The organism is Algoriphagus halophilus, from assembly GCF_041729275.1.
Classification (GTDB): Bacteria; Bacteroidota; Bacteroidia; order Cytophagales; family Cyclobacteriaceae; genus Algoriphagus; species Algoriphagus halophilus_A.
Map to the genome: position 1 here is coordinate 1,269,472 of NZ_CP146486.1, position 15,131 is coordinate 1,284,602.

The 15,131-nt window shown below is 39.7% G+C and carries 17 protein-coding genes and 1 pseudogene; 5 read left to right on the plus strand and 13 right to left on the minus strand.

From position 1 onward, the window contains the following. Positions 1 to 145 precede the first annotated feature (145 nt). Entirely contained in the window at positions 146 to 1,204 is a 1,059-nt protein-coding gene (locus V8V91_RS06780) for an endonuclease/exonuclease/phosphatase family protein (RefSeq protein WP_373399415.1), read from the plus strand. Between the two features lie 32 nt (positions 1,205 to 1,236). Here V8V91_RS06780 and V8V91_RS06785 read toward each other — a convergent pair whose 3' ends face one another. The 5 genes and pseudogenes from V8V91_RS06785 to V8V91_RS06805 form a co-directional block, all read right to left on the minus strand. Continuing rightward, positions 1,237 to 2,220 (minus strand): MlaD family protein, encoded by a 984-nt coding sequence (locus tag V8V91_RS06785; protein WP_373399417.1) that lies wholly within the window; start codon positions 2,218 to 2,220, stop codon positions 1,237 to 1,239. Beyond that, positions 2,217 to 2,968 (minus strand): annotated as a pseudogene (locus tag V8V91_RS06790) (ABC transporter ATP-binding protein). The gene V8V91_RS06785 and the pseudogene V8V91_RS06790 overlap by 4 nt, the downstream one beginning before the upstream one ends. 3 nt (positions 2,969 to 2,971) lie before the next feature. Then, complete coding sequence (locus V8V91_RS06795) at positions 2,972 to 3,766, minus strand: MlaE family ABC transporter permease (protein WP_373399418.1); 795 nt, start codon at positions 3,764 to 3,766, stop codon at positions 2,972 to 2,974. 345 nt (positions 3,767 to 4,111) lie between these two features. Continuing rightward, positions 4,112 to 4,252 carry a hypothetical protein gene (locus V8V91_RS06800; protein ID WP_373399419.1) on the minus strand — a complete coding sequence of 47 codons (141 nt, stop codon included), beginning with the start codon at positions 4,250 to 4,252 and terminating at the stop codon, positions 4,112 to 4,114. Then, positions 4,249 to 4,494, minus strand: a complete 246-nt coding sequence (locus V8V91_RS06805; protein WP_373399420.1) for a response regulator — start codon at positions 4,492 to 4,494, stop codon at positions 4,249 to 4,251. Before V8V91_RS06805 ends, V8V91_RS06800 begins: the two co-directional genes overlap by 4 nt. A 431-nt stretch (positions 4,495 to 4,925) precedes the next feature. On the opposite strand from V8V91_RS06805, the gene V8V91_RS06810 reads away from it, so the two are divergent. From V8V91_RS06810 to V8V91_RS06825, 4 genes are all read left to right on the plus strand, one after another. After that, positions 4,926 to 6,191 carry a TIGR00341 family protein gene (locus V8V91_RS06810; RefSeq protein ID WP_373399421.1) on the plus strand — a complete coding sequence of 422 codons (1,266 nt, stop codon included), beginning with the start codon at positions 4,926 to 4,928 and terminating at the stop codon, positions 6,189 to 6,191. Positions 6,192 to 6,314: 123 nt separating this feature from the next. After that, positions 6,315 to 6,767 (plus strand): YciI family protein, encoded by a 453-nt coding sequence (locus tag V8V91_RS06815; RefSeq protein ID WP_373399422.1) that lies wholly within the window; start codon positions 6,315 to 6,317, stop codon positions 6,765 to 6,767. Positions 6,768 to 7,006: 239 nt separating this feature from the next. Continuing rightward, on the plus strand, positions 7,007 to 8,257 hold the full coding sequence (locus V8V91_RS06820) for an LVIVD repeat-containing protein (RefSeq protein ID WP_373399423.1): 1,251 nt from the start codon (positions 7,007 to 7,009) through the stop codon (positions 8,255 to 8,257). A gap of 53 nt (positions 8,258 to 8,310) precedes the next feature. Next, positions 8,311 to 8,661, plus strand: a complete 351-nt coding sequence (locus tag V8V91_RS06825) for a hypothetical protein (RefSeq protein WP_373399424.1) — start codon at positions 8,311 to 8,313, stop codon at positions 8,659 to 8,661. Positions 8,662 to 8,905: 244 nt separating this feature from the next. Here the strand turns inward: V8V91_RS06825 and V8V91_RS06830 are convergent, their stop codons facing one another. From V8V91_RS06830 to V8V91_RS06865, 8 genes are all read right to left on the minus strand, one after another. Then, the gene (locus V8V91_RS06830) at positions 8,906 to 9,748 is read right to left on the minus strand and encodes a PD-(D/E)XK nuclease family protein (protein ID WP_373399425.1); all 843 of its coding nucleotides are present in this window, start codon (positions 9,746 to 9,748) and stop codon (positions 8,906 to 8,908) included. A 17-nt stretch (positions 9,749 to 9,765) separates the two neighbouring features. Next, positions 9,766 to 11,103 carry a hypothetical protein gene (locus tag V8V91_RS06835; RefSeq protein WP_373399426.1) on the minus strand — a complete coding sequence of 446 codons (1,338 nt, stop codon included), beginning with the start codon at positions 11,101 to 11,103 and terminating at the stop codon, positions 9,766 to 9,768. A gap of 32 nt (positions 11,104 to 11,135) precedes the next feature. Further along, positions 11,136 to 11,756: a hypothetical protein gene (locus tag V8V91_RS06840; protein ID WP_373399427.1), complete on the minus strand. Its 621-nt coding sequence runs from the start codon at positions 11,754 to 11,756 to the stop codon at positions 11,136 to 11,138. 3 nt (positions 11,757 to 11,759) lie between these two features. Then, positions 11,760 to 12,308 carry a PD-(D/E)XK nuclease family protein gene (locus tag V8V91_RS06845; RefSeq protein ID WP_373399428.1) on the minus strand — a complete coding sequence of 183 codons (549 nt, stop codon included), beginning with the start codon at positions 12,306 to 12,308 and terminating at the stop codon, positions 11,760 to 11,762. Between the two features lie 65 nt (positions 12,309 to 12,373). Beyond that, entirely contained in the window at positions 12,374 to 13,243 is an 870-nt protein-coding gene (locus V8V91_RS06850) for a 3'-5' exonuclease (protein ID WP_373399429.1), read from the minus strand. Further along, entirely contained in the window at positions 13,240 to 14,184 is a 945-nt protein-coding gene (locus tag V8V91_RS06855; protein WP_373399430.1) for a UvrD-helicase domain-containing protein, read from the minus strand. Before V8V91_RS06855 ends, V8V91_RS06850 begins: the two co-directional genes overlap by 4 nt. Further along, positions 14,151 to 14,570, minus strand: a complete 420-nt coding sequence (locus V8V91_RS06860; protein ID WP_373399431.1) for a hypothetical protein — start codon at positions 14,568 to 14,570, stop codon at positions 14,151 to 14,153. The genes V8V91_RS06855 and V8V91_RS06860 overlap by 34 nt, the downstream gene beginning before the upstream one ends. 50 nt (positions 14,571 to 14,620) lie before the next feature. Then, a complete protein-coding gene (locus V8V91_RS06865; RefSeq protein WP_373399432.1) occupies positions 14,621 to 14,974 on the minus strand; it encodes a UvrD-helicase domain-containing protein in 354 nt (117 codons plus the stop codon). Positions 14,975 to 15,131: the final 157 nt, after the last annotated feature.

The window sequence follows — 15,131 nt, forward strand, 5'->3', positions numbered from 1 at the left end:
ATTGTTTAGGTCTATGAAGAAGCGTTTTATTAATAACCAAATTACGAAAGATAGAATTCATTCCCCACCCGCTATTTCCTTCAATCAAAGGCATGGTCAATTTTACTTCTTACTTGTTTATATTCGTTAAATAATTCCAAAGCCTATGCCGATTTACGTTTTGAGGATAATCAGTGCATTTTTTATCCTTGCTACCTGGATCCCATTTATCAAATGGGACTATTGGTGGATCAGAGTTTTTGACTATCCTCAACTGCAAAAGTTGGTGATCATTATTCTTTGCGTGTTGCCTTGGACGTATCTTGCTTTTGAGGAAGCTTCCCCTGAAAGTTTCATTTGGATTGCGCTATTATTGATTGCCGGTACTCACCTGTTTAGAAAAGTTAAAATCTTCAGTCCCTTGGGCAAAAAGATGATTGACTCGATTGCCTACGATGAGGAGAATGGGATTTACATTTTGGTAGGAAATGTTTACCAATTCAATACCCATTACCAAAAAGTGATTGACTTGGTCCAACAAACAAACCCCGATCTCATTTTCTTGGTAGAAACAGATAAGGCTTGGGAAGTGGGATTAAAATCCCTTGAAAAACAATATCCAAATACAATCTTGATTCCTTTGGACAACACCTACGGAATGTTGCTGTATACCAAGTTGGAAATTGTCAGGCATGAAATTAAATACCTCATTGATGAGGAAATCCCCTCTATAGAGTTAGAAATAAAACTGAAAAGCGGAAAAATCATTACGGTGTACGCAATTCACCCCACTCCTCCTGTTCCCAACGAAAACCCAAAAAGTACCGATAGAGATGCAGAAATTCTTATCGTTGGAAAAAAAGTTAAGGCCAACCCCAAACCCTCTCTGGTGATCGGGGATTTGAATGACGTGGCCTGGAGCTATACAACTGAGCTCTTCTTAAAGATTTCAGAAATGGCGGACCCAAGGAGAGGTAGAGGACTATATAGTACCTTCCATGCCAAGATCCCCCTTTTACGTTGGCCTTTGGACCATATTTTCCTCAGCAAACATTTTGGACTTTCCGAACTTAAAGTGCAGTCAGGAATTGGTTCAGATCATTTCCCAATCAGTATGAAAGCAGTAATCACAGAAAAGAATACCACGGATCAATTGGATGCCAATGAGGAAGACCATCAGGAGGCTATAGAGAAGATAGAAAACGGAATTTCGGATCGTTCATAAAAAAAGCCCTAAATCAATTTAGGGCTTCGTTTTTAATTATTTTCATTGGCTTGCTCTTCAGCTTTCGCTTTTCGCTTAAATCCTTTTCTGAACGGCCAGGTATATTCCAATGCCTCCAATCCTCTATTTAGGTTGTAAGTCGCTGAATCCGTATTCACCATCGTTTGTTTTAAACTTTTAGCGAATTCTTCATCATTTAACAATACACCGATGGAATTATCCGATGAATTGAATTTCTCTGTAATAGCTTTCAACTCCTCAGTCATTTCCTCTGAATTTTGAGCTGTAGCTTTCAGGCTTCCCATAGTGGATTTAAATTCGGTAACCAACGTGGTATCCGTGACCAAATCATTGAAAAGATTACCCTCTTGATTCAATTTTGCAGTAAAGGAATTGAGGTCGGTAAGCATTCTGTTGCTTTGAACAGAGGCATTATTCAAGTTGGCAATGATGGTTTTGAAACTTTCTGCCAAGGTAGAATCAGTCATTACAGCTCCCACGATGCCTTCACCTGCGGCTAATTTACTGGTCAAGACCTTCAAATCATTAGTAATCTCAACTAGGTTTTCATTGTTTGCCTGTAACGTCTCCATCATTTGATCGGTATCCAAAGGCATAACAGACTCCAAACGATCCCCGTCCTCCACTGGTGGAGCCATGGTCGTTCCTCCATAGATCACGATGATTTTGTTACCGATCAAACCATCAGAACTCAAGGTAGCTTTAGAATCCTTGCGAATAAATTCTACCACTTCCTCCTCTACATTCATTTCTATTTCAACTTGGGAGTCGCCATAGAAATTGATTTTTCGAACGGTACCGATTTTCACCCCTGAAAACCAAACATTGTTTCCAGTCTGTAAACCTCCAATATCATCGAAAACTGCTTTCAGTTGGATCGCTTTGACAAATTTCTTCTGCTGGCCGCCCAAGGTCAAAATACCGGCTACCAGGATGGCTATTCCTATAAATACAAATATGCCTACTAAAACGTTGCGTTTATTTTCACCTCTCATGAATCAATGAAATTATAATCGTAAAATGATTTGACTCGCCCATCTTGTGCATGAGCAAAAACTTCTTCAAAACTACCCATCGCCTTGAATTGACCGTCTAACAAGACTGCTTGACGATCCCCTGTGACTTTGGCACAAGTAAGGTCATGTGTAATGACAATAGATGAAGTATTATACTGCTCTCTTACCTGATTGATCAAATTATTAATATCCATACAAGTAATCGGATCTAGACCAGCAGTTGGCTCATCATAAAGCATGATCTCAGGGTTTAATATCAACGTCCTGGCCACACCTATTCTTTTTTCTGACCTCCTGAAAGTTCAGAAGGCATCTGGTTGATGGATTGGGGTAAGCCCACACTATCCAACAACTCTTCTATTTTTCTTGTGATTTCTCCCCGGGTCAGATTCTTCACATTTCTTACCAAAGGAAATTCCATGTTCTCCCGAACAGTCATACTATCATACAAGGCTGAATTCTGAAAAGAGAAACCGATTTTTAATCGGAGTTCATTGAGTGCCTTGGTTCCTAATTTGGAAACTTCCTGCCCTAATACTTTCATGGATCCTTCATCCTGCTTCAGCAAACCCACCATGATTTTTATCAATACAGATTTACCAGAACCAGATTTACCGAGCACAACCAGGTTCTCTCCTTTGTATAAATCCAAATCAACCCCTTTGAGAACATCCAAATCCCCAAATGATTTCTTTAAACCAGCTATTTCTACAACTTTCTCTTCCATGGTTTACATCATTCTTATTGCGTTCACAATCTGAAGAACCAGTAATTCTTCAATAAATATGAGGAACATGGCCATCACCACAGCTGAATTGGCTGCGCGACCTACTCCTTCGGTTCCTTTGGAAGAGTTATAACCTTTATAGCAACCCACTATGCCGATGGTAAAGCCAAATAGAAGGGATTTCAAGACCGAAGAGTTGATATCCAAGAAACTGATCGATTCAAACACCTCCACAAAAAAGGTGGTCAAACTGACATTTTCATTGGCGTTCACACTTAAGAAAGATCCCATCAACGCGACAAAATCAGTATACATCACCAAGACGGGGATCATGAAAGTTGTTGCCAATACCCGGGTTACCACCAAAAATTTAAAAGGATTGGTAGCTGAAACTTCCATGGCATCGATTTGCTCTGTCACTTTCATGGAGCCTATCTCTGCACCGATACTGGATCCCATCTTACCTGCTGCAATCAATGCCGTCACCAAAGGTCCCATCGCTCTTACTACAGCAATGGAGATCAAAGAAGGTAACCAAGAGGTAGCTCCAAATTCTGAAAGTGAGGGTCTAGATTGATTGGTAAATACAATCCCTACGATGAACCCAGTCAACGAAATAAGTGGCAGGGATTCCACCCCAATTCGATAACATTGGTGGATGACTTCTTTTAGTTCATAAGGAGGTAAAAACACTTCTTTAAAGAACCTCCTTACAAAGCTCCAGGCACTTGCTAAGCCTGTAAAAAATTTATCTATTTTCTTAGAAAGCACAGGCTTTCTGTTTGCTTCTTCAGCCATAGGTCAATTTAATCGCTTGAAATTAAGTAAAAATCTCCAAAGGGTTTTGGCTTAAGATACCAAAAGGGACATTAATACTCTTAAATGGTAAAATCATTCAATTTATTTATTCCACAAACCTAATTCGTTTTTTTAAAAAGTTCAAAGTATCTAAATAGAATGCGAGCTAAATAGTTCGATTATCTAACATTAATTTTGCTCTTATAGCCTCCTAAGAGTTTATACCATGAGGTGTGAATCCAAAATTCCTGCCAAAAAAATAGCAGTGTATTTACTGCCAATTTTCACCTCCTTTTTCAAAGACATTCCTTCTCTTACTTTGAAATAAATGGGCTAAATGTTACTCTAATTTTTAGCGTTCAAATATTCAAAAACATCATTCACCTGAACACTGGAAATTGGTTTTTCAAACAGTCGAATTGCCTGAGGATAGGCCTCTATTTTTTCTCTTTCAAAAGGGCCAATATTTCCTGTCAATACGATCACGGGAGCTTGGGAAACCTCCCTGATTTTTGAAGCAAATCCCATCCGGAAAGACCAGGAAAATTAAGGTCCATAAATATTAAATCCACGGAATTATTACCAAGCCATTCCAAGGCATGATCAGGATCATCAAAAGGAAAAATCTCTACAGAAGGATCTATCAACTGCATTCTTTTCTTGACCAAAATATGCTGAATTTTATCATCATCTATGGATGCAATTCTTTTGGAAACCGGATTGTTCATATTTTGATTTTTGATACTTAGGGTGAGGCCCAGTCTGCAAATATCACTATTCCTAAGGCAAATCCAATATTTTCGGTTTTCGCATTCAGATCTTCAAATCTTCTTGAAGTATCCTCCCATTGGGATTTCAATCAAGAAGCAATTTTTAAAATAATGGGAAACCATCTGTTTTTAGTCTTATCTAAATTTTTTAGTATCACCTAATTACGTCAAGACTAATTCAATCTTATTTATTTACAAATCAATAGATTAACATTTTTTAATTAAAGTTATTTATAACATAAAAATGCAGCAAAATAGTAATTTAATAAAGCATAAAGTGTACCAATAAAAACCCAATCAACCTGGCATAGACCGGCACTATTTTACTATTCAAAAACTTGTTGAAGGCTTATTTTAACTAATTTACAGCCCTATTAATTACCCCTAAGATGGAAGAAGAAAAAGCTCCTAGAAGCAATCGAAATCAATTGATCCGAACCCTACTCTATTTGAAAAACAGGTTTGATTTGCATGAAGGCAAGGAGGATGAGCTAGCCACTATTGACTATATCAAAAAGAACGTGGAGTTTAAAGGAGCCAATTTATGGATTCTGATTTTTGCGATTTTTGTTGCCTCGATCGGTCTCAATGTAAACTCTACAGCAGTGATCATTGGAGCCATGTTAATCTCCCCTTTAATGGGTCCGATTATGGGAATTGGACTGGCTGCAGGGATCAATGATTTTGAGCTTTTGAAACGCTCCATGAGGAACCTTGGCGTTGCCGTTTTCATCGCGATTTTAACCTCTACAATTTATTTTAATTTCACTCCTTTGGATGATGCTCAATCCGAACTTTTGGCACGTACGGAACCCACAATTTGGGATGTCTTAATTGCCTTGTTCGGAGGACTTGCAGGAATCATTGCAGGTTCCCGAAAAGAGAAAAGTAATGCCATACCTGGGGTAGCAATTGCCACTGCTTTGATGCCCCTTCTTTGTACTGCTGGATATGGTTTGGCAACAATGAATCTTTATTATTTTATTGGTGCCTTTTATTTATTTTTTATCAATTCAGTATTTATAAGTCTCTCCACTTATTTAATTGTTCGCTTTATGAAATTTCCCAAAAAGGAATTTTTAGATCATAAAAAAGAAAAGCGGGTACAAACTTACATCACCATATTCACCATCATCACGATCGTACCAAGTGTCTATTTAGCCTATGGAATCGTCATCCGATCTATCTGGGAGGAACAGGCAAAAACCTTTGTCAGTCAGGAAATGGTTTTCCCAAGAACGCAAGTCCTCAATTCAAATCTCACCTATTCCAGTTCAAATAAAACAATCCAGGTAAGTTTGATTGGAGATCAAATTGACCAAGAAACCATCGAACTTATCAAAGAAAAAGCGGTCAGCTTTGGCTTAACTGATACGGAGATTACGATCAATCAAAACAATGCGGGCATTACTGATATGAATTTATTGCGTTCGGATATCCTAAAAGATCTGTATGAACGAAATGAACAAATCATTCAAGATAAGGATCAACGCATCGCCTTGCTTGAAAGTGAAGTCGCAAATTATGGAGAAGTACGGTTTCTTGGGAATGATATTGCACAAGAAGCAAAGGTCAATCATCCCAAACTTCGTAAATTCACCTTAAACAGGTCATTGGTCACTGACCTGGAAAAAGAAAAACAGACACACTTTTAGTAGCCTATGCGGAGTTTTCTACGAAACCTTCTGCTTCTGAAACAAAAAAATTGACAGAATGGCTTAAATTAAGAACCAAAGCAGACACCGTTGGTCTTATCCTCAACTAACCCCCCCACTGATATGAAAACCCTTCTCTTTGTATTTACCTTGCTAGCTTGCTCTATTAGCATTTCCAAGGCCCAATCCAGTTATGACCCTAAATTAGCCGAAGAAGTAGGGGCTGATCAGTATGGAATGAAGAAGTATGTCATCGCTTTCCTCTATAGAGGAGATAAAGTAAGTGAATACACCGAAGAAGAGCGAGGTAAACTTCAAGAAGGTCATATGGCGAACATCAATCGAATGGCGGAAGAAGGGAAATTGGTAATGGCAGGTCCATTTTTTGGAAATGAAGACCTAAGAGGCCTTTATATATTCGACGTGCAGGATTTAGAAGAAGCAAAATCTCTTACTGAGACCGACCCTTCCATTCAAGCAGGAGTCTTGAAAATGGAATTGAAAGAATGGTATGGTTCTGCAGCTTTAATGATGATGAATGAGCTTCATAGGAAAGTTGCCAAAGAGATTATTTGATCCCTGGGTTAAAAAGCGCTATTCAGGCTGTAACCTCTAGATGTTTGAACTCCAAGGGATGTGATTTCCAGTTATTTTTTCTAAAATAATAGTTAATTTAATTTTTTCTAACACCATTAATTAACTCAGGATTAAAGAAGGTCTAGCCTTTATAAAATAGTAGTCTTTTTACGTGTTGCAGTTTTTAGTTTGGCTACGTCATTAGATTATACCTTTTTCTTTTCTTAACCAACAGTAGTATGAAATCTCGCTATTTTCCCCAACTCTTGCTTTTCTTTTTAGCAGTTCTTCTATTTTCATCCTGCCATGATGACGTAACTAGCACCTATACCTATCGGACCATGATGCCAGTTTACCTTGAAATGAGCGACGTGAGGGCAAGGACCCTTGCTACCGAACCTGCCAGGGATTTAGACAATCCAGGTAAAATTTATATCTATGAGGATTACCTGTTCATTAATGAGCCGACCAAGGGAATCCATATTTTAGATAATGAAGATCCATCCAGCCCCATCAATTTAAGTTTCATTCCAATTGCCGGCAATGTAGACATGGCTATTAATGGTAATATCCTATATGCTGATAATTATGTGGATTTACTGGCCTTTGACATCAGTGACATCAATAATATTCAATTGGTCAAACGGGTGGAAGATGTTTTTAATCACCTATACCGTCACGATACGGGAGAAATCATCACCTTTCAAGATACTGTCATCACCTCTGAAAGCCCCACTTGGCAGCTAGAGGGAGGCTGGCTGATGAATGACGCCTTGAGCTTTTCTTCGAATTATGCCGCCGCTTCCCAAAGCTATGGGACAGGTGGATCCATGGCTAGGTTTACGTTGTTAAACCAACACCTGTATGCGGTAGATGAATCCACCATGCGAGTTTTTGATGTGGAAGAACCAGCAGCTCCCACATTTGTAAAACCCATTGACCTGGGATGGGGGATTGAAACTATTTTCCCTTTTAAGGATGTCCTATTTATCGGTTCAAACAATGGCATGCATATCTATGATGCGAGCACTCCCAGCTCCCCTACCCGGATGGCTGTTTACGAACACGTACAGGCATGTGACCCGGTGGTAGTCAATGAGGACTATGCCTTTGTAACGTTGAGAAATGGGACGGCATGCTGGAATGGGGTAAATGAACTTCAGGTAATCGATATCAAAGATCTTTATCATCCAACATTGATCAAGGCTTACCCGATGCTCAATCCTCATGGATTGGGCTTGGCAGGAGATTACCTTTATGTAACTGAAGGGGTACATGGACTGAAAAGCTTCAATGTAAGTGATGTGATGGCGATTGATCAGAACCAGTTGGAGTTTTTGGAAAAAGAAAAATCTGTTGATTTAATTCCAGGTCCTAATTCTTTGATTGTGATTGGCCCAGATGGGGTTTGTCAATTTGATTATAGTAATCCCTCCAAACTCAGAAAACTTAGTTGTATTCAAGTAAGCAACCCTGTCAATGTGTATTGATGCCAATGAGCCTTAAAACTACAATTCTACTATCCTGTGCCTTATTTTTTTACTTGAACAGTAACGCTCAGGAAAAAGCCTATTTTAATCAGACCGAACTGGGTTTCTTATATGGTAAAGGGTCTGAGCAATGGGACGGAAGGAAAGAACAAAGAATTGATGTCAGTTTGATCACATTTCATGGAATCCGCCTTACCAAAAATCATGTCATCGGGTTTTCAACCGGATTGGATCAATACGAGGAACTCTCCATTATCCCACTGGCATTGGGATGGAGAGGTTTTTGGGGCAGGAGGGAAAACCCAAGGTATTTGCTGGATTGGATTTTGGAGGAGGATCAGCCCTATTGGAGAAAAAGGAGGAAAACGAATGGAGCAAAAGCTGGTATGAAGGAGGCTATTTAGTTAGTCCATCCATGGGAATTAGCTTCCCCGCTAAAAAAGGAAAATCAGCGTTAACAATTAGCTTTGCCTATAAACGTCAACAAATCTCACAGTTTGTCGGGACTTTTTCACCTCCTGGTTCTACCGCGATCCCCAATGATCTTTTACCTCCGGGATATAGTACGTTGACAGAAACTAATTTCTTATTTCGAAGTTTTGTTTTTAGAGCAGGCCTTATGTTCTGATTAATTCAAGCTATAGCCCATTATCTTCCACAAATCTCTTGATACGGACAATACCCGCATTTTTTGAGATCCTCTGTCTGATCAAAGGCTTGATCTGGGTCATAGATATCTTCCAAAAGGGATTTTAACCCGGCCTTATACTCTTCCTCAAAATCCAGATAATCATTTACCTCTACACCAGGTTTTCTTCCTTCCTTGAGCTGCAAATAGGGATTAAAATCATCCTTAAACATTTCCCTCAGATTGAAAATAGCAGGTTTCAAGGGTGCTGTATTCCCTGCCACCGTTTCCTGGTAAATCAATCCATAAAACATGGTCTGCATGGCTGCTTTATTTCGGGATTTATTCTCCCGGTCAAATAAAGAAGGGATATCCGGAAAGTTCTTATTATCTATTCCTGATTTATAATCTATCAGGCGAATGGTTCCATTTTGCTCATCCACCCGATCTATAATCCCCCGAAGCGCGACTTTTTGATCTCCTGATGTTGTATTGATCGTTAATGCTGCCGCATACCTTTTCTCTTTTTCAAGAGAAATCAGGGTAAATGGCGCAGATTCCTCGTCTATTTTCAAAATCTGATGCAAATATTTCTGAAGCACATCACGGGCAATGGCCATTTGACCGTTCAGCTTGGTATTGGCCTCCCCTTCCAAGTGGTAAAATTTCCTGATCGCTTTTTCAATTGCAGGAAAAACCCAATTGGTTTTCAATTCCTTAAAATCGGATTTCTCCAACACGGTCCTCTTCTTCCTATTTGCGAAATCCTGATACAAGAACTCCATACTCAAGTGTGCCAGATTCCCAAATACAGCTGCATCTATTTCCTCGCTGACTTCTTCTTTCTCTTGAATATTTGCCAAATACTGAAAATAGAATTTCAACCTGCAATCCAAAAAACACTCAAGGCAGAAGGTGAAAATGCGGTTTCGGAAAAGCCATGCTCATCCAAAAGGTATTTATCCAATAGATGTAATACCTCTTCATCTTTCTCTATGCTAATAGGCTCAGGGGATTGCTGGTCAATAGGAATAAAAATCACCTCTTCCTCCATCTTCCGCCCAAGCTCCACAGCCATTTGTTGTATGTATCGACTCTTTTCACCTGCCTTCCCCTGATCAGAAGCGGTGGTATAAATCATATGCACTTCTTCTGCACTATGAAGTAAGCGGTAAAAAGTATAGGCATAAATGGAATCATTCTGCTCCTGTACAGGCAAACCAAAAGCTTTACGGATATTGAATGGGATCATGGAATTTAACCCTCCCGCTGGTGGGAAACTATCCTCATTCATATTACAAATGATGACACGTTTGAAATCCAAATTCCTGGATTCCAGGACACCCATTACCTGTAATCCCAAAAGAGGCTCCCCCTCAAAAGGCAACTTCACTTCCCGAAATACCTGACGAAACAGACGGATAAAAAACTCCCGGTTAATGCTTAAAATATCCTGACCTGCAAAAATCTCTTTTAAGCGGGTCAATTGTTTAAAACATTGGTACAAGTAAGATCGCTGCAAAGGTTCCTCCTGAAGTTGTTCAGCCAAGGTCTCCATTAACTGGGTCAAATAAGGAAAGAGTCGATCATTTTCCAGCTTTTGGAATATCAGCTGGTACAAACTCCCTCCTTTGGCAAGTCTATCTACTGGGATATGAATTTGATTCAATAATTGCATTTCCTCCAACAGTTTTTCAGCAAAGCCCGGGTTTACACTTTTCAAGTACACCGAGCTCAATAAATTTTTGACTGCTGTATGGTAAAATAACACTCGCCCGTCCTCTACCTTGATAAAGCGCTGCATTTCCAATACCGCCTCCAAAAAGGAATAAACAGGAGCATTTTTTACCGGGTACCCCATGGTGACATTCACTTTGCCTACCTGCTCCGGAAGTGTGTGAAGTATAGGAAATAACATTTGCTCATCCGGTAAAATCACCACTGTTTCTTCCCAAGATTCTCCTGCAGGTACTTTCTCCAAAAGTGCTCCTACCAGATTTGCTTGATTGACTTTTAATGGCGTGGCATAGGTATGAATTCTTGCATCTCTATCCTCAATATGTGTGGGGATGATTTCCGGAAACGTGGGTCCAAAAACCAGGTCTTTGCGATAGTCACGAAAAAACATACCTGCCTCCTGGACTTTATCCTCCACATAATAGGCATCTATATCCCAGTATATCTTTGCATCAAATTCAGTAATATAGTGCTTGATCAAGGCTTCCTCCGTTCCCGTAAACGCATTGAATCCTATAAAATGAAACTTCTTTTTGGGACAGTAATCTCACTCAGGGATTCCGCCACTTTCCTGTATATCATTCCTGAATAAGCCAGACCGGAAACTTTCAAAGAAGCTTTATAGGCAGAATAAAGTGGCCCCAATAGTTGCCAGAATTTCAAAAATTTCTCCTGATGATCCCGATCCTGTCTAATAAAAGAAGACCAAAATTGTTTGATCAGCTCTATTTGACTTTCGTTCAAAAAACTCAAGTCAGACTCAATCTCTTTGATTTCTGATAAGTGGTGGTATAGTTTGCTGGCATCGGCCATAAACTGATCCACATCATTGAAATCTTTTAAGATCATCTCTCCCCAGAAATAAAAGCGATCAAAGGTTTCTGGCTCAGGATTGAGTTCTTGGTAAACTTTATACAATTCGAAGATTAAAGTCAGATCATCTGCCGGTCGTTCCCCTCCCAATTCACAGAATAGCTCCTCTATGGTTTTTACCTCTGGCATCCAAGTAGGTTCCTGGATAAGGCTTCCCAAATGTTGGGTAAAAAATAGGCCTGCTCTTCGATTTGGCAATACCACTGTAATATCTTGAAAATCCAACCCTGATTCGAGGATTTCTTTTGCTGTGTTTTTCAAAAACTATGCATATACCTCCTCAATTAAACCAGTCTCTAAATAACATAAATATCCTTTGGTAGGCCTTTTGGCCAAACTGGCCACCAATTTCATATACTCTCGCACTTGTTCTGCATAGCGATTTTGCTTCTCACCAGTTTTAAAATCCACAATCAATGCCTCCTGTTCATTTAAAATGATCCGATCTGGTCGTTTTTGCTTTCCTCCAGGAAGTAAAATTCCTTGTTCTGCTAGTAATACTCCTTCTGAGCTAAACCAGGAGGCAAAAGTAGGATGGGCGAAAAGATGTCCCAATTGCTCTTCGACAATGCACCTCTCTTCCGCACTTAATCTGCCTTCAAAATAGAACTTTTGAAGGTGCTGCAAGGCGGATTGATGATTGATGGATAGTTCCAGAATTTCATGTACCAACAATCCGAATTTTTGCTTCTTGCGCTGTGCTAATCCCTCTATTGAAAAATCCACGGCATATTTCTTCAGTTTTAATACCTCCGCCCAATTTTTATAAGCCCAACGAAGGGCCGGCGCCTGATGGGGTTCCAATTTCCTCACTTGGCTTTCTGGCCAATCTCCTAACTCAAATACTTTTGACTCTTGGTCAAAATAAGTTTTAAAGCTTAATCCCCCTCCTCTGAACCATCAAATTGAATCAATTGCTGCAATTGGGCTTCCATGTAGTTTTGGGATTTGATGGTTTCTTTAAATGGTGAAAACCCATAAAAAACTTCCTCAGCCCTCGTCAAAGCCACATAAAGCATATTCAAACTATCTAAATAGGCCATGGTAGCCTCCTCTGCATAAGTCTCTCGGAAATCAGAGTTGGCCAATTCATTATTCAGATTTAAAGGAATAATCGCCGACAAGCCCTTCTCTCTATCCTCAAAAGGCGACCAAATCACATTTCCTTTACTGGTATCAAATATGGTCCATTTCAAAAACGGCATCAGAACCACTTTAAATTGGAGTCCTTTGGATTTATGAATCGTCATAATCCTCATAGCATTATGGCCTTCCGGAATTTTGACGGTACGCTTCAATTGCTGATCTTCCCACCAATCCAAGAAGCCACTGAAGTCAGCCCTGTTGTTTGCTGTAAAATCAAACACTGCTTCTTTAAATCCGGAAATATAGGCGCTTTCTTTCCTAAGCTCCATGAGCCCTAAAACTTGAATCAATTCCTCCAGCGCTTCCATTAAGGGCAACTGAAGCATGGTCTTTTCCTTTTCCTGAAAGGCTTTCACTTGCTCATCCAAATAGGAAGGCATTTTATCCAATGCAAATAACTCATGGGAAACGGGCTCATTTTTCAATACTGCCAAATGGTACCACATGGTTTTGTATTGCACTTGATCCGCTGGATTATGTAAATAGTGGAAACCGGAAACCAATGCTTTTACTGATGCTGCTTTATTGAGATACATGGACTCGTCCGACAGGACATCAAAACCATAGTTTGGATTTTTGTTTTCAGCAGCATAATCCATCATTTTGTCTGCAATCGCCTCTCCTTGATTTTTGTCCTCACTAAGAATGCAATGTCTTTGAGTTCATATCCATGGTCTTGAAGTTCTTTGACTACTTCGGGAAGCTTATCCAACACCAACTCGTCAAAACTACTTTCATCTTCCACATTCTTGGGATCAATAAATTCCAGTTTTACTTTTCCTTTGAAGCCCGAATTCATCTTTTTGGAAGAAACATGCTGGAATGAATCTTCATACGCCTGAGATAAGATTTTCGGATTTTCTACTCCATAATCAACAAATAATACCTGCTCCATAGATTTTGGAAGCACCTTGAATACCGAGTTATTAAATTGAATGATATGGGGAAGGCTTCTGAAATTCGTATCTAGGTTTTTCAAGGCAATCCGGTCGGTTCCAATCTCTTCTTCTACCTGAGAGAGCAATAATTTCATCTCTCCTCCCCGCCAGCGATAAATGGACTGCTTCACATCTCCCACCAGTAAATTGGTTTGATGTTGTCCTAAAGAGTTTTCCAACAAAGGCTTAAAGCTATCCCACTGGAAGCCGGAGGTATCCTGAAACTCATCAATGAGGTAGTTTTTGTACTGGTTTCCTACTTTCTCATAGATGAAAGGCGTGTCATTCCCCTTTGTAATTTCTTTGAGAAACTCATTTGCATCCGATATGAGAAGTATGTTCTCTTCATCTTTTACCAAACTTAACTCATCCAACAAGTTTTTGAAAACTCCATAGACATAACTGTTTTTGGCTATTGCCTGCAGGGTATTCCATCTGGAAGTCAAAGCATCCATTTGAATGAGGATCTGGTTAAGTCCTTGTTCGTATGCCGATTGAATCTGATCAATGCATTTACTGGACTTCGAAAACCAGCTATCAGGTTGATCTATCTTAGCAAGTGTTGCATCGGTCAACTTTGGAATAGGTTGATTTTTATCTCCCAATAGGCTAAAAACTTTTGCAAAGGTCCGGATCCGCCTGCAAAATCAGTCCATTCCAAGCCATTGGAAACCCGTATTGTATTGGCATGAGTCCCAAGCTCCTTCGCTAATTGAACAATTTCGGATTTCCGCTCCCTGACCATCGTCTGGAGCGAGGTGATGTTTTCCTTTTCTTTCAAAAATTCTTTGATCTCCGGTGCGAACTTTTTGAAGTCTTCCTGAAAAATCTGTTGACCTAATCCGTGTATGTTTCTTCGGATATCCCATGAACTCCCATTTTGGATTTGCTCATAGGCATAATCCACCAACCATTTATGGAGAAACTCATCCTCCATCACCAACATCACCACCCGGTCTACCACCCGATCCAATACCGCTGCCTGATCCATTTCCACATCAAACTTGGCATTCAGATCAATCTCTCTGGCAAATGCCCTGACTACTTTCTGAAAAAACTATCAATGGTACTCACAGAGAATCTGCCATAATCATGGAGGATGGCAGTAAGCGTTTGTTGGGCCAGAACCTTTAACCCTGATTCATCCACATCTAATGCTTTCATTAACTCAGCATCCATTTTCTCTTGAGGATCTACCTTTGATCTCAATCGGTTCAATTCTTCCAATATCCGCTCTTTCATTTCTTGCGTCGCCTTATTGGTAAAAGTGACAGCAAGGATTTGCTTGAAAGCATGTGGACTTTGTAGGGCTAATTTCAAATATTCCAGGGTCAGGGTATAGGTTTTTCCTGAACCCGCAGAAGACTTGTAGATAATGAATGGTTTTTGATCCATGGCTAAAAGTTAGAACCGAATATAAGGAAGGCACTTCTTATTTTGGTGGTTTCTGGCTCAATTTGACAGAGATTGTCTGTTAAGACATTGATTTATATCCGTATCTTTTCATTCCTAAAACAACAATTGCTTTTTGGATAGAAACCCCCAATTTTAA

Bases quoted from the DNA above. Each gene is read 5' to 3' on its own strand.
- V8V91_RS06850 (WP_373399429.1), bottom strand. From the start codon at position 13,243: ATGATGGATTATGCTGCTGAAAACAAAAATCCAAACTATGGTTTTGAT.
- V8V91_RS06805 (WP_373399420.1), bottom strand. From the start codon at position 4,494: ATGAACAATCCGGTTTCCAAAAGAATTGCATCCATAGATGATGATAAA.
- V8V91_RS06810 (WP_373399421.1), top strand. From the start codon at position 4,926: ATGGAAGAAGAAAAAGCTCCTAGAAGCAATCGAAATCAATTGATCCGA.
- V8V91_RS06865 (WP_373399432.1), bottom strand. From the start codon at position 14,974: ATGGATCAAAAACCATTCATTATCTACAAGTCTTCTGCGGGTTCAGGA.
- V8V91_RS06820 (WP_373399423.1), top strand. From the start codon at position 7,007: ATGAAATCTCGCTATTTTCCCCAACTCTTGCTTTTCTTTTTAGCAGTT.
- V8V91_RS06785 (WP_373399417.1), bottom strand. From the start codon at position 2,220: ATGAGAGGTGAAAATAAACGCAACGTTTTAGTAGGCATATTTGTATTT.
- V8V91_RS06780 (WP_373399415.1), top strand. From the start codon at position 146: ATGCCGATTTACGTTTTGAGGATAATCAGTGCATTTTTTATCCTTGCT.
- V8V91_RS06860 (WP_373399431.1), bottom strand. From the start codon at position 14,570: ATGGATCAGGCAGCGGTATTGGATCGGGTGGTAGACCGGGTGGTGATG.
- V8V91_RS06795 (WP_373399418.1), bottom strand. From the start codon at position 3,766: ATGGCTGAAGAAGCAAACAGAAAGCCTGTGCTTTCTAAGAAAATAGAT.
- V8V91_RS06815 (WP_373399422.1), top strand. From the start codon at position 6,315: ATGAAAACCCTTCTCTTTGTATTTACCTTGCTAGCTTGCTCTATTAGC.